We start from the raw sequence: 15,238 nt of genomic DNA, 5'->3' as shown, positions 1-15,238 counted from the left end.
TCAGTCCCTTTTGTCAAGCACTTTTTTCTGGGATCTTTTTGCCGTCTTCCCCCGACAGCGTTTATTATCTTACTAAAACAGCTCGCTTATGTCAACTGCTTTTGCTCGATTTTTTTGTCGGCCTTAGGGGCCTCCTGCCTTGCGGCTCATTGCCCGACGACAGTTATTAATACTAGCAATTATTTTTGCCTTTTGCAAGTCTTTTTTACAAAAAAATTTAAAGTTTAGTCAGGTTTTTTTATAGATTGCTCAATATGAACCAATAATAAGTGAATACTTTGGTATACATCCCTGATATCATGTCTACACTCATCTACAACCCAATTGAAAACAATAGCATAGATTCCATTTGCTACTAATTCAACTTTACGAACCGAAAATGATCCTCTAGGTCGCATATACTTCTCTATGGCTATAGCATATTCTTTTCGTAAAACACGATAAAATTCTTGTGGGTTTTGCGCAATTCTATTGAGGTTAATATAGAAAGTCTTATTTTCTTTTATTTTCGACAGCATCCTGTAAAACATGCGATCCATCGTTTCACCGTCAATACTTCGTAATGCACGTCTAGTTTGTAAAGCTAAAACCGAAGTAAACAAATCACAAATATTACGGTATTTTCTATAAAAAACTCCACGGTTAATATTCAATTTCTTACAAAATTTAGTGACTGTGTACTTATAGACATTATATTTTGATAGCTCTAACACGAGAACTTGTTCATTCTTTGTTAAACTCATATTAAATGCTCCTGCTTATAATGCTATAAGTATATCAATAATAGTAACGACAAGCAATATTATCTTGGAAAAAAATGATTTTATTTTTAAAATGCTAAAAAGAACTTAAAACGACAAGATTCTTTAATTTGTATGCAAAATAAAAAGCCAACATCTAAGTGAAATCGTGTGTTAGCTTTCTAGGAATAATTTAAATATAATTTTTATTTTAAGTTAGTCTTGACTATCACGCCTATTTTTTCTTTGTCGTTTAGCTTTTCGAATTTTACTGCGCTGTTCAATTTTATTTTTTTGCGCTCTATCTTGCTGAATAGCTCTTTTAATCTTTTTCTTATAGCCAGGTTTACGTTTTTTCTGCGCTTTTTTTACCATCCCTCTTACCTTATTATCAAGGCCTTGAGAAGTTGATTGTCTTAATTTGCGGTTATGATAATGCGTTCGCGGTACCAGAGAACTATCTTTAATTTCGACAAAATCAAAATGGATCCCCATTTTTTCCAGCTTAAGAATTTGATTCATTTCTTCTTCACGAATTAATGTAATAGCGTGTCCCTTCATCCCATTTCGGCCGGTTCTACCAATACGATGAATCACAAATTCTAATTCACGGGGAATTTCATAATTAATAACTAAGCTGACACCTTCAATATCAATGCCACGTGCAGCTAAATCAGTTGCCACTACATACTGGTATTGCCCGGCTTCTACTTCACGCATTGTTCTTTTACGTTCGCGCTCAGTAATTCCACCATGAATTTTGGCCACTTTTAAGCCTTGATTAATGAGAAATTCTGCTAGTTCATCAACAGTTTGCTTTGTGTTAGCAAAAATTAGTGCTAAATACGGCTGGCCAATTGTTAATAATTGATATAGTATTTTTTCGCGACTTTTTGAGCCAATATCAAGCAAATCGTTTTTGACCGTTGGAGAAATAACGGTAGGATTATCTATGATAATAGTTTCAGGCTTTGCCATGTATTTACGTAAAAAGTTAGCCAACTTAACCGGAATTGTGGCTGAAAAAGCAGTCAAAACACAGTTTTGGGGTAATCTTTGTGCAATAAAATCGATTTCACTCAAAAAGCCCATGTCCAAAGTCATATCAGCCTCATCAATGACAAAGTTTTTGACATAATCTAATGGCAAAATCTTTTTTTCAACAAAATCATGTAGTCTACCGGGAGTAGCAATGATAATTTGCGGTTTATGTCTGCTAATACTTTCAATTTGTCGCTCACGATCGGTACCACCTGCTAATAACGCAATAGACAGGTTTAGATTGGAAGCATCCCTTAATTGGCGGGTTACTTGATACAATTGCTGTGCAAGTTCACGACTAGGCGTAGTCAAAATTGCCTGAGGAAATTGAAGATTCTCGTCAATTTCATTCATAACAGGAATCAAAAAGGCGTGAGTTTTACCCGAACCGGTAACTGCTTGCACTACAGCATTTTTGTGTGCCATTAAAACAGGGATCACTTTTTCCTGCACTTCAGTAGGTTTAACAAAGTTAATCTTTTTTAATCCCTGTCTAATTGCTGGATTTATCTGTTCATTTTCAAAAATATTATTCATGTTCCTCTTGATATTCCTTGGTTACCTGAACTAGTTCTGCGAAAATTTGTTTCACTTCCGCCATGTCTTTTGCGTTAGCTCCACTTGCTAAAGCGTGACCGCCTCCATCATGTTTTGCTGCTAATTCGTTAATTACTGGTCCCTTTGAACGATAATGGACTCTGAATGTACCATCTGGTTTTTCAACAAAAACATTCCAGGCAATGATATCCTTAATTCGACCGGGAGTAGAAACAGTACATGAAGCTTGTTCTGAATCTACACCCAATTTATGCAAAGTATCTTGAGTTAAAATTGCATAGGCTGCACCACTAGCATCGACTTTCATATACGCCAAAACTTCGGCCTGTAATTTTGCCTGTTCGAAGGTAACATCACTGATATTACGCGCAATCTCATTAATATTAATTCCGGTCGCTGCCAATTTAGCCGCAATTTTAAAAGTATGATCTGTTGTTTCAGGATACATAAATCTACCGGTATCACCCACTATTCCAGCATAAAGGGGATAGGCAACTTCTGCAATAAGTGGCATTTTTTCAGTAATAATAAAATCAGCTACAATTTGTGAAGCAGCAGGAGCCTGATCATCAACAAAACTCATTTCAGCGTACGGTTCAACATCGGGATGATGATCAATTTTTATTAAGAAATCACCTTTGCTATATAGTTTATTAGAAATACGGGCTGTATTTCCAGTGTCTGTTGTAATTACAAGAGCTCCTTCATAATCCTGTTCAGTCACTTGATCCATATGATTGATCCATGCTAGATCTCCTTCATCATTTTCACCCGCGCATAAAATACGCTTATTGGGAAATTGCAGCTTTAAAGAACGTGCAAGTCCAGCCTGTGAACCTAAAGCGTCAGGGTCTGGACTAGTGTGTCTATGTAAAATAATGGTGTCATATTGTGTGATTCTTTGATATATTTCGGTAAAAGTATTCATATCTAAACTCCTTTGTTACTTATATAGATTCCAGCCTAATAACAACTTTTTATTGAGTAAACAAATCCAAATCCATATTTTCATAGTCTGCTTCTGTAAAATCTGTAGCTGTCACACCCAAAAGTCTTATTCCATCATTTAAAAATGAACTGGAAATAGGATCAAAAAGTTCTTTAGCAGCATTGTATAGCTCTAATGGATTATTAGTAGCATGATCAAGTTTACGCCTTTTAGTAACAGTCTTGAAGTCACTGTTGCGAATTTTTAAAACAACCGTATTGGCATAAAAATTTCGTTCAATTAGCTTATCAGTCAGATCATTAACATAATTACGCAAATTTGTCAGTGCAGTTTGCTCATTGTAAACACTAGGTTCATAGGATCGTTCAATACCAATAGATTTGCGATTACGCTCATCATCAGGAATTACTCGTGATAAATCAATACCGTTAGCGTGTTCAGCCATTAAGTATCCCATACGGTTGAAGTGTTTTATTAAATCACGAACATGCATTTTTTGCAACCCATGGCCTGTAAAAATGCCCATTTCTGCTAATTTCGCTTGAGTTTTGGGACCGATACCATGAAACTGAGCAATTTTTTGTTTTGCTAAAAATTCCTTGGCTTCATCTGGCAGAATAACAGTGCGCCCGAATGGCTTCGAATACTCAGAACCCATTTTTGCTAAAAATTTGTTATATGTGACGCCAAAAGAACAATTAAGACCAACTTCTTTTTTTATTTTCTTCTGAAGATTAATTGCAATCTGCAATGCAGAGGTTATCCCTAATTTGTTTTCAGTTACATCTAAATACGCTTCATCAAGCGCGATAGATTGGACGTTATCAGTAATTTCATGCATCAACTGATGTATTTCAGCAGAAACACTATGATATTTAGTAAAATTTGGGCTCAAAAATACCAATTTATTTTTCGGTATCAGTCTTAATGCCTTAATCGATGGCATAGCAGAGTGTACACCGTATTGACGAGCGATATAATTAGCTGTTGCAATCACACCATGACCGTGATAATTTCTAGGATCTTGACCAATTACCAGTGCTTTATTTTTTAATTCGGGATTATCGCGTGTTTCTACAGATGCATAAAAAGCATCCATATCAAGATGAATAATTTTTCTATGTGTATCATTTTTAGGCAAAAGGCCATCGTCAAAATTACTCATAAATCCAACGCTCTGTCGGCGACTCAAAAATTTTAGCAGCTGACTCAGGACCCATTCTGTATGGCAAATATTGTTCAGGTTCCTGACCCTGTTCGTTTTCTTTTTGCCATGCTTCTTCAACATGGTCAATAAATTTCCAGTAGTTTTTTAGTTCACTCCAGTGAGTAAAATTAGTTGAATCATTTACAAAAACATCATGCAGTAAACGTTCATACCCATCTGGCACCTGTTTTTGCTCTTCACTTGTAAGTCCGTAGCTTAAATTCTCACGTCTGATTCCAGTTTCATTGATTTTTTTACCGTTAATAGTAATAAAAATCTGCATCTGCGGATCTATAATGATTGAAATATTATTTGAGTGAGCCATGCCATACTGATTCGACATATGCTTTAAAACAATGTCAATCCTATTTTTCTTTTCTCTCATTTCTTTACCAGTTCTAAAATAAATTGGTAAATCTGCCAATGGCCCCTTTTTAAACTTTACTTCACCTGCTACATAGGTTTCCGTATGAGAATCCTCAGCAACATTAGGCTCTTGACGATAGCCAAAGGTAACATCGCTTCCAAGATATTGCCCCCTCACAAAATGCCGCTCAATTTCATCTTCTGTGGGAATTACCATACTATCAAGAAGTTCTTGCTTTGCTTTGTGGATACTTTGCGAAGTTAGATCTTTAGGTTCCGGCATTGCGAGCAACGTAATTATCTGAAAAATATGGTTCTGTACCATATCGCGCAAAGCTCCTGCTGTTTCGTAATAGCCACCTCGAGCCTCAACTCCAAGTTGCTCAGCCAAAGTGACCTGAACGTTTTTAATATTATGATTATTCCAAATATTTTTAATCAATGGATTAGTAAGCCTCATTGGTAAAATGTTCTGAATCATTTCCTTGCCTAAATAATGATCAATCCGAAAGATATCATCTTCAGCAAAAGATGCAGTTATTTGCTTGTTCAACTCTTCTGCCGTGGCAAGATCACGACCAAAAGGCTTTTCAACAACAATGCGGTTAAAACCCGAACTAGTTAAATGTTGATCATTAATATGTTCAGCAATAGTACCAAAGAATTTAGGAGCCATCGCCATGTAGAAAATACGATTTCCCTGTGCACTATATCGATCGTCAAGATCTTGCGCCAAATTTTTCAAGGTTTCATAGTGTTCCACATTTGTCACATCATGAGACTGATAGTAAAAATGACTGGCAAACGCAGCTAAATCATTTTCATCCACTTCATTATGTGTTTCGTGCACAGCGTCACTCACTTGGTCGCGCAAATATTCATGTGACCAGGGACGACGAGCCGTGCCAATTACAGCAAAATTATCGTGAATTAAACCTTGTTCAAATAAATTAAACAGTGCTGGGTATAGCTTCCTATGTGCTAAATCTCCACTACCACCAAAGATAATCATAATTACCGGAATATTATTCATGAAAAAATCCTTTCTGTTACCTTTTTACACTAGCTTTATTTTATACTATTTTGCCGGTAAACTCGCGCTTTGAGCAATATTTGCTGTTTTTGCAAGCTAATTTTAGGTAATAAAAAAGTGCCATTAAGGCACTTAAGTAACTACTTTTATTTTGAATCGTCAGGTGTTTCATCAGATGAACTGGCTGGTCTTTCTTCAGTTGACTTTTCCGCTGGCTTATCTGGTTTCTGATCCGTTGTCGGTTCACTTTGCTCTGATTCTTCAGCTTTATCAGCACTTTCAGAAGTGGCAGCTGGTTCAGCATTAGTCGTATTGTTTGGCAAAATTTGCTGTACTGCCATTCTGCTAAAAGTTAAATAAATCCCATCGGCGTCAAGTACAACAGTTTTATCTTTGGTATTAACTGAATCAATTTTACCGTGAAGACCATCAATCATGATGACGCTGTCTCCTTTCTTCAATTGATTCATCATTTCCATTTTCTTTTGTTGTTGCTTTTTTTGGGGTTTGATCATAGTAAAATACATTAAGGCAATCAAAACTACAAAAACTATGATTGTCCACATAGTACTACCTGAATTATTAGCCTGTGCTAAAAATAAATTATTCACTTTTACACTCCTCAAATTAAAATTAATTATTGTCTAAATATTTATTATACAGAAAATAACAAACATTTGCATTACTTGTTTGGCAGCGGCAGTCCCAAATGACTATAAGCCTTCTCTGTTACCATTCTTCCTCTAGGTGTCATTAACAGAAAACCATTCTGCATCAAATAAGGTTCGTAAAGAGATTGAATTGTTTCTACATCTTCACCAGTATTAGCAGCTAGTGTCCTAATTCCTACAGGACCACCATGATATTTTTCAATAATTACACGCAAAATTTTACGATCAGTCTGATCAAGACCCTCATCATCAACTTGCAATTGCCGTAAAGAATCTGTCGTAGTTTTATAAGAAATTATTTCTTCTCCTTTAACTTGTGCAAAATCACGCACTCTTCTCAATAAACGGTTGGCTACACGTGGTGTGCCCCTCGATCTGCGAGCTAATTCATGTGCGGCCTGGGGGTCAATTTGAATGTTAAAAACTTTGCTAGAACGAGAAATGATTTTTTCAAGTTCATCAACAGTATAATACTGCAGATGTTCAACAATACCAAAACGTCCACGCAATGGTGCAGACAATTGCCCGGCTAAAGTAGTTGCACCAACTAAAGTAAACGGTGGCAAGGGAACATGTACTGCATGGGTAGTTTGACCTTCACCAATTACGATATCAACATAATAATCTTCCATAGCAGAGTAAAGAACTTCTTCAATTGGCTTTGCCAAGCGATGGATTTCATCAATAAATAAAATATCACCAGGATCCAGATCGGTTAATAAAGCAACCAAATCACCAGCTTTTTCAATGGCTGGACCACTAGTGCTCTTTAAATGAACACCTAGTTCATTCGCTATCACAAAGGCTAAGGTAGTTTTACCCAATCCCGGAGGGCCATAAAGCAGAACATGATCAAGAGCCTCATCCCTTTTTTTAGCAGCTTTAATATAAACTGCCATTTCTTTTTTGACACGATTTTGACCTAAATATTCCTTTAAAGTTTGAGGACGTAAAGGAAACTCAGCTTGCTTTTCTTCCTGTCCCTGGTTCTCTCCAGAAACAATACTGTTATCGTCTTCTGCCACCTGTTTCACTTCCCTTTAAAACATTAATTTTATTATAACAAGATTTACTTCTTTAAGAGAAGAGCCAGTCCTTTTTTAATGTACTGATCTGCTGTTGTCTTTTCCTCTTCTATTAAAGCCGGTGTAATCCTATCTACTTCTTTTTTAGTATAACCTAATGCCAATAATGCCAATAATGCATCATTTAATTCTGGAGTTATTTCTGCTAAAGCTTCTTTATTTGCTTTCTTGACATAGTCTCCTAATTTACCTTTTAAATCAAGGACAATTTGTGAAGCCGTTTTTTTGCCTACACCAGGAAAACGAGTTAGGTATTTCACCTCACCCTGTTCAATTGCTTCTGCTAGAGAATTACTGTCTTCAGCAGCCATAATTGCTAAAGCAGACTTTGGTCCGATACCACTGACACTTAAAAGTTTTAAAAACAATCCTTTATCATCTTCAGTCTGGAAACCATATAAGGTAACTCCAGTATCTCGCACAATTTGTTCTATAAAAACTCGAGCTTTTTGTCCCTCTTGGTATGCATATGGTGAGGGACTAAAAACCTTGTAGCCGACTCCATTTACGTCAACTACTATAAAATCTGGCTTAACTATTGCAATAATGCCATTCAAATATTCATACATTTTTATTAATCTTTCTTAAACATTTTGCTTAAATCATTCTTCTTTAGTCGCACAATTACCAAATTGCCCTTTGCATCATGATATGGATCAGAAACTTGCCTTAAATTTGTCAAAATTTCGCCACAATCTGCAGAAGTCAGTTTTTTACGTCCCGAAACTTCCCTTTGAGCCTGATCTGCTGCTATCCTTTTAATTAAATTTTGAGAATTGCTATCATCTATGTTCAAAAAGGTGTCTAAAATTATACGTACGGAATGTTCGACGTCTTCGCCCAACCAAGTGGGATAAGACCTCAATATAAAGGTATCTTGCCCAAAATCTTCCAAGAAAATACCAATTTTTTTAATATCTGCCAACTTATCTTTTATTTGTAAAAAATCCAGATTGCCAAATTCCAAAATTAAAGGACTCAATAAACCTTGCTGGCTGATTTTAGAACTAGACAATTCGAGTATAATCTTTTTAAAAGAAAGCAGTCTTCTGGCAGCAACTTGATCAATTAAATATAGGTCATCATTACTTGCAGCTATAATATAAACTTTAGTCTGACCTACAAAACTTAGCTCTGGTAAACTACTTGCCAGTAATTCATCCCCTGTAGAAATCAGTCCGCTATTAGATTGTTTACTGGTAAAAGGGGTCAATTGACATTGCTTTTTTACATTATCCGTCCAAGTTGCAGTAATCAGATAACGATCATCATCTCGTGGAGTATCTAAATTCACATACTGTGTATGTTGAATATGCTGAATTTTTTCAGGTACTGCTTCATTAATTTGGTCAGTTTGAGTTTCAGGTCTTTTAGTTTCAACCACGTTTTTATTTAAATTAAATTTTAACTGATCAACTAAAGTATCCTCTGTAGCATTATTCAAATTGCTGATAGCATCAGATTTTCTTTCATTCTTCAAGAGCACACTGCTGATTGCATTTGTTATTAAACGGCTTAATTCAGTTTCTTTGGATAAACGTACTTCTCTTTTTGTGGGATGCACGTTAACATCTACCAAAAGCGGATCAGTTTTTATCTTAACAACAGCTATAGGATAATGTTTATCAGCAAGGTTATTGCCATAGCCATCCAGTACTGCACTGGCTAATTTGAAATTCCTAATGTAACGGCCATTAAGCAAAATCGAAATAAAATTACGTGTAGATCTGGTAAGTTCAGGGTTAGAAATTAAGCCGCTTACTTCAAAGTCATTATCACTACCGTTAAAAGACAGCATTTTTTCAGCAATATTTCTGCCATAAACACTAGAAACTGTTTGTCGTAAATTATTATTGCCGGCAGTTCTTAATAATATTCGACCTTCGTTCATCAACGTAAATGCAATTTCGGGATAACCTAACGCAATCCGATTAACAATATCAACGATTTTCATAATTTCAGTTCTCGGACTACGTAAATATTTTAATCTCGCAGGTGTGTTGTAAAATAAGTCTTTAACAGTAATCTGTGTGCCCTTTCTCGCAGCCGCATTTTCCTGTATTTTCTTAACTCCACCTAAGAACTCAGCACGCGTACCTATTTCTCCAGAAGAATTAGTTAAAATTTCAACGTGACTTACTGCAGCAATCGAAGCTAAGGCCTCGCCTCTAAAACCCAATGTGTTAACGTTAAATAAATCACGCTCGTTTGCTATTTTGCTAGTTGCATGCCTGGTAAAAGCAAGATCAATTTGATCGTTATCAATTCCGGAGCCGTTATCTTGAACCACAATTTGCTTCAATCCGGCATCAATAAAGTCTATTCTAATTCTATTGCTGCCCGCATCAATTGCATTTTCAACCAGTTCTTTTACCACACTGGCAGGTCGTTCAATTACTTCTCCAGCTGCAATCTGATTAGACAGATTGGTCGAAAGCTCATGTATTTTTGCCATGACTAGTTTTCATCCTTTAAATCTTCCTGCCAGTTTTCGACTAGTTGCATCACTTGCAGTGGCGTCTGATCAGCCAAATAAATATTAGAAATTTCATCTAAGATATCTTTTTCTTTATCAGTCAATTCATCTTTAGAATCTGAAGGTGTTTCAACAGACTCAGATTCTTCTGTTGCGGTTGCGGAACTAAACAAATCTAATTGCGTAGAAGCCGGACCTAAATTACTTCCTTGAGCTTCAAGCCTATTAAGCAATTTGGTAGCTTTTCGTAATACTTTTCTCGGCAACCCGGCAAGTTGAGCAACGTGAATACCATAACTTTGATCAGCAGGTCCGGGTAAAATTTTATGAAGAAAAATTAATTTACCGTTTTCTTCAGTTGCTCCCACATGAATATTCTTTAAATGAGGCAATGTCTGTTCCATTGCTGTTAGCTCATGGAAGTGAGTCGCAAATAAAACTTTAGCACCAACCTCATCATGTAAATACTGGACAATTGCTCCAGCCAAAGCCATGCCGTCATAGGTTGCTGTTCCTCGACCAATTTCATCAAATAATACTAGACTCCGCTTGGTTGCATGCTGTAGTGCGTCGTTGGCTTCAGTCATTTCGACCATAAAAGTACTTTGTCCTGAAATCAAATCATCTGCTGCACCAATACGAGTAAAAATTTGATCAAAAATAGGCAGATCTGCACTATCGGCAGGCACAAATGACCCGATTTGAGCCATCACAGCAATAAGTGCCATCTGCCTCATATAAGTGCTTTTTCCGGACATATTAGGACCGGTTATCAGAAAAATGTCTGTATTTTCTGTTAATTTTACATCATTAGGAATAAACGACCCTGCCTTCATCACTTGTTCAACTACAGGGTGTCTTCCCATAATAACCTTAACATCCTGATTATCAGTATGAAATTGTGGTCTACAATAATTGTTGTCCTCGGCAACTTGTGCAAAAGCACAAAAAACGTCAAGTTTAGCTACTTGTCCACCTAACTTTTGCAATGCCGGAATGTATTTTTTGACTTCTTCTCTTAGTTTCACAAACAAATCATATTCTAAATCCGTCGATTTGGTTTGTGCTTCTAAAATAAGGTTTTCATGCTCTTTAAGTTCAGGTGTGATATATCGCTCAGCATTGGTCAAAGTTTGTTTACGGGTATAACGATCTAAAGGTACTTTGCTTTTATTCGAGTTTGTAACTTGAATGTAATATCCAAAAACCTTGTTGTAGCCTACTTTTAAATTTTCAATTCCTGTTTTGGTTCGTTCATCTTGCTCCATTTCGGTCAGCCATCTTTTACCATTATTCATGGCATCTCGGTAACGATCCAGTTGATTATCAACGCCATCTTTGATTAACCCGCCCTCAGTTGTCAGAACCGGTGGCTGATCAACAATAGTATCAGTAATTAATTTAGCAATACCCTTTAACGGATCAATTTGTCTTGCAAAATTTTGCAAATTTTTATTATCCGCCTTTTGCATTTCAGCCAAAATTGTTGGTACTGCATTGAGAGAATGTGCCAACTGCAATAATTCTCGCGCATTGACACTGCCAAAAGCAATTCGCCCAGTTAAGCGTTCCAGGTCATAAACCCCTTTAAGAGCATCATTAATATTTTCCCGAGTAAAATATTCATCAATTAATGCTTGCACCATTTCCTGCCGTTTATTTAACTGTTCAACAGACAAGAGTGGTCGAGCCAGCCATTGTTTTAACAGCCGTCCGCCCATTGCAGTGTGAGTTTTATCCAAAACCCAAAAAAGTGAACCCATTTTCTTACCTGTTTTAGCAGATGCTGTTAATTCTAAGTTATCTCGCACAGTATGAGACATTTGTAAATACTGATTGACTTCATAACTTTGGGCTACTTGCAAATGAGCTAAACTTCGGCGCTGGGTCTGCAATAAATAACCTACTAATTGTCTAACAGCTGCCTTTTCGGCAGAATTAGTTAAATTTTGTTCAGCAAAGGAAATCTCCGCATGTTTGCCAGTTAATGCAACAGGCTCTGATACGGTAATATTTGCTTTATGAAAAAAATCACTATCCTTGTCATTTAAATGTCCATTAAAAACAACTTCGCGAGTTCGCAGAGAAAGCAACTCATTTGAAACGGCAGCAAAACTCTTTAAATGTGTGGCATAAATTTCACCGGTAGATAAGTCACTGTATGCAAGTCCAAAGCAGCTTTTGGTAGTCACAACCGATGTAAGATAATTTGATTCTTTAGCTTCACTAGGTTTGTCATTCATCAAGGTTCCGGGAGTCACAAGTTGAATTATACCCCGTTTAACCATCCCTTTAGCTTGTTTAGGATCTTCGAGCTGTTCACACAAAGCTACCTTGTAGCCTTTTTCAACCAAAGTATCTACATAGGATTGAACCGCTACATGCGGAACTCCTGCCATTGGAACAGGATTTTCGGTTTTATTAGATCTGTGAGTCAAAGTTAATTCTAAAATTTGAGCACCTTTGATTGCATCATCTTCAAATAATTCGTAAAAATCACCTACCCGATAAAAAAGGAAAGCATCGGGATATTGCTTTTTAATTTCGTGATATTGCTCCATCATCGGAGTCAGGTTTGTTTGCGCCATTATTCCCCTTCTTTTCTGCATTACTGTTATTATTATACGCTAAACTTCTTGTTAAAAGAAAAAAGACCGCAAGTAAAACGATCTCTTTTCACAATATGCTTTTTAGTTGCAATAAATGCTTTCTGCTTAAAAAATTTAAGCAATGTGTCCTTCAATACTCTGTAAATCCTTTTTGCCATCCATTTTCACAATAGCGGTAATTGCAGCAGTAATGCCTCTAACATCATCTGTTAAATTAAGACATGGAGTTTCAGGTTTAGCAACAACTTGCTCAGGTAAATATGGAATATGCATAAATCCAGCTTTTAAATCATGAAATTCCTTATCAATCATATACTGCACTTGATACATAATATGATTGCAGACAAAAGTTCCTGCAGTTGTTGAAACAGAGCTTGGCAATCCAATTTCACGAATTGCTCGTGCCATGGCCTTAACAGGAAGTTGTGTAAAATATGCGTTTTGACCATCTTCATGAATAGGACTAGCAATAGGTTGATAGCCTTTATTATCAGCAATACGTCCATCATCAAAATTGATAGCTACGCGTTCTGGAGTCAAAGCATAACGACCACCAGCTTGACCGATATTTAAAACATAATCTGGTTTTTCCTTAAGAATAGCCTCATGAACCACTTCTGCACAGTCACCAAAAACTGTTGGTATTTCAAGTTTCACGATTTTTGCACCTGCAATTTCATTGTCCAGTCTTTTAACTGCTTCAATTGCAGGATTAATCTTATCCTCGCCAAAGGGATCAAAACCTGTTACAAGAATTTTCATTATATTTTCTCCTTACTATCTAAAATGCTAAAAAGTACATTAAAATAATTTGAATGAGCAACATGCTAATTGCAATCGGAAATTGTTGTTTGATCACACCTAATTGATCTTTCATTTCCATTAATGCAACTGGCAAAGTATTGAAATTGGCTGCCATTGGAGTAAGCAGTGTGCCACAATACCCCGATGTCATTCCCAATGCTGCAACTACAATCGGTGAACCACCTTGAGCCACAACGAAAGGTATACCAATCCCTGCTGTAATAACAGCAAAAGCAGCAAATGCATTACCCATAATTGCTGTAAATAATGCCATAGCAATACAATAAAGCGCAACTCCTAATAAGTGGTTTCCAATAGGAAAAAGACCAGAAATAGCCTTGGCAGTCACTTGTCCTACACCTGAAGCTGTAAATACAACGCCCAAAGTAGCGAGTAATTGTGGTAAAATTCCGGCAGAGCCGACAGAACGCACCATTCTTTGTGTATCTTCGTAGACTACTTTGGTATTCGATCTAGTCAAAATTTGTGCAACAACAAGTGAAACAATAGCTGCTACACCGATACCTACTTGACCACCTAAATTAGTAAATTGGGCTATGACCAAAGCTAAAACTGCCAGCAGGATACTTGGTAAGAAAATCCAGTTGCCAATGCGTTTAACCGTTTTTTGAGCAACTTTTTCATCTAAATCCTTTATGTGTCCTACACGCACTTGTTTAAACAAAGATAATAAAGCAATGATCAGGATAATGCCACCATTAATTGCATTTGGCAACCACTGTCCAGCACAGAAAAGCACAGCAAACAAAAGCCAAAATATTCCAGTACCCCAGCGGACTGGATTAGATTGATCACGCCAAGATTCAATAGCAGCAGCGAGGAAAAAAAGGCCAATTAAAATATAGAATGCAAGTAAAATATTATTAATTAAAGTTTCCATTATTTCTCCTATTTTTCTTTCTTCTTCATTAGCTTTTGGTCAAATGCGTGATTGTAAAACAAGCATAAAATATAGCTAATAATTGCGACTGGGAAGGTATATAAAACTATTCCAGATGGATCTACAGGATGACCGAGCGATTTCATTGTACTTGCAATAAGTAAAACACTTGAGGAAGCCACAAACAGGTTTTGCGCAAAGAAATTACCAAAATTTTCTGTTGCAGCAGCTCTTCCTTTAATTTGGTCTACTTCTAGAGGTGTCAATTCGCTATTAACCTTACCGGCCGCTTGCGCCATTGGATTAATCAATGGCGCAATAAACTGGACGTGTCCTTGTAATGAAATACCAAAGGCACCGGCAATTTCACGAATGGCCTGATAAATATCGAATATACGACCAGGTGTCAGTTTTTTCATTTTTTTAATTAAATTAACAGCGGCTTGTTTTAAACCATGTCTTTCTAAAATTCCAATAGTTGGTAAAGTGAGAAAGAAAAGAGAAACCATTCTGTTATCCATAAATCCTTTACCTAGAATTCTCAAAAATGAGGTAAAATCTATTCCTGAAACTAATGCCGTAACTAAAGCAGAAATTACGACTACAGCTATTGTATCAAGCCCCAAAGCAAACCCTAACACTATAACAACAATACCCAACAAACTTAAATATTCCACTAATGTTCCTTTCTAGTGAATAATCTTAACCAAGATAAACTAAAAATGAATTGTAACAAAAAAATCCCACTAGCAAGCCCCACAGGATTGCTAGTAGGATTTATTAATTAACTAATAAAAA

General features: G+C 36.4%; 13 protein-coding genes. All 13 read right to left on the bottom strand.

All coding sequences use genetic code 11. The features are described 5' to 3' along the window. Nucleotides 1–224: 224 nt before the first annotated feature. The 13 genes from LDM90_RS03220 to LDM90_RS03160 all read right to left on the bottom strand — a co-directional run bounded on the left by LDM90_RS03220 (nucleotide 225) and on the right by LDM90_RS03160 (nucleotide 15,117). The gene (locus tag LDM90_RS03220) at nucleotides 225–743 is read right to left on the bottom strand and encodes a TetR/AcrR family transcriptional regulator (RefSeq protein WP_198213190.1); all 519 of its coding nucleotides are present in this window, start codon (nucleotides 741–743) and stop codon (nucleotides 225–227) included. 213 nt (nucleotides 744–956) lie between these two features. Next, nucleotides 957–2,318: a DEAD/DEAH box helicase gene (locus LDM90_RS03215; RefSeq protein ID WP_223896470.1), complete on the bottom strand. Its 1,362-nt coding sequence runs from the start codon at nucleotides 2,316–2,318 to the stop codon at nucleotides 957–959. Continuing rightward, nucleotides 2,311–3,267, bottom strand: a complete 957-nt coding sequence (locus LDM90_RS03210) for a DHH family phosphoesterase (protein WP_223896468.1) — start codon at nucleotides 3,265–3,267, stop codon at nucleotides 2,311–2,313. Before LDM90_RS03210 ends, LDM90_RS03215 begins: the two co-directional genes overlap by 8 nt. A gap of 49 nt (nucleotides 3,268–3,316) precedes the next feature. Then, on the bottom strand, nucleotides 3,317–4,453 hold the full coding sequence (gene dinB, locus LDM90_RS03205) for a DNA polymerase IV (RefSeq protein WP_198213184.1): 1,137 nt from the start codon (nucleotides 4,451–4,453) through the stop codon (nucleotides 3,317–3,319). After that, nucleotides 4,446–5,894, bottom strand: coding sequence for a glucose-6-phosphate dehydrogenase (gene zwf / locus LDM90_RS03200; RefSeq protein WP_223896466.1), 1,449 nt, complete (start codon nucleotides 5,892–5,894; stop codon nucleotides 4,446–4,448). Before zwf ends, dinB begins: the two co-directional genes overlap by 8 nt. Before the next feature lie 146 nt (nucleotides 5,895–6,040). Beyond that, nucleotides 6,041–6,505: a preprotein translocase subunit YajC gene (yajC, locus tag LDM90_RS03195; protein ID WP_198213182.1), complete on the bottom strand. Its 465-nt coding sequence runs from the start codon at nucleotides 6,503–6,505 to the stop codon at nucleotides 6,041–6,043. 71 nt (nucleotides 6,506–6,576) lie between these two features. Further along, nucleotides 6,577–7,599 (bottom strand): Holliday junction branch migration DNA helicase RuvB, encoded by a 1,023-nt coding sequence (gene ruvB, locus LDM90_RS03190; RefSeq protein WP_370520787.1) that lies wholly within the window; start codon nucleotides 7,597–7,599, stop codon nucleotides 6,577–6,579. A 35-nt stretch (nucleotides 7,600–7,634) separates the two neighbouring features. Further along, entirely contained in the window at nucleotides 7,635–8,219 is a 585-nt protein-coding gene (gene ruvA / locus LDM90_RS03185; RefSeq protein ID WP_223896464.1) for a Holliday junction branch migration protein RuvA, read from the bottom strand. A gap of 5 nt (nucleotides 8,220–8,224) precedes the next feature. Continuing rightward, nucleotides 8,225–10,105: a DNA mismatch repair endonuclease MutL gene (mutL, locus tag LDM90_RS03180; RefSeq protein WP_223896463.1), complete on the bottom strand. Its 1,881-nt coding sequence runs from the start codon at nucleotides 10,103–10,105 to the stop codon at nucleotides 8,225–8,227. A 2-nt stretch (nucleotides 10,106–10,107) separates the two neighbouring features. Then, nucleotides 10,108–12,690, bottom strand: coding sequence for a DNA mismatch repair protein MutS (gene mutS / locus LDM90_RS03175; RefSeq protein WP_198213211.1), 2,583 nt, complete (start codon nucleotides 12,688–12,690; stop codon nucleotides 10,108–10,110). Nucleotides 12,691–12,849: 159 nt separating this feature from the next. Further along, nucleotides 12,850–13,497 (bottom strand): pyroglutamyl-peptidase I, encoded by a 648-nt coding sequence (gene pcp, locus LDM90_RS03170; protein WP_198213174.1) that lies wholly within the window; start codon nucleotides 13,495–13,497, stop codon nucleotides 12,850–12,852. Between the two features lie 19 nt (nucleotides 13,498–13,516). Further along, entirely contained in the window at nucleotides 13,517–14,440 is a 924-nt protein-coding gene (locus LDM90_RS03165; protein ID WP_198213172.1) for a DUF979 domain-containing protein, read from the bottom strand. An 8-nt stretch (nucleotides 14,441–14,448) separates the two neighbouring features. Next, entirely contained in the window at nucleotides 14,449–15,117 is a 669-nt protein-coding gene (locus LDM90_RS03160) for a DUF969 domain-containing protein (protein ID WP_198213170.1), read from the bottom strand. Nucleotides 15,118–15,238: the final 121 nt, after the last annotated feature.

It is taken from the genome of Lactobacillus huangpiensis, assembly GCF_019972815.1.
GTDB classification, from domain to species: Bacteria; Bacillota; Bacilli; order Lactobacillales; family Lactobacillaceae; genus Lactobacillus; species Lactobacillus huangpiensis.
The sequence above is the reverse complement of the archived record's forward strand: the minus strand, read 5'-3'. Positions and strand labels throughout refer to the sequence as shown.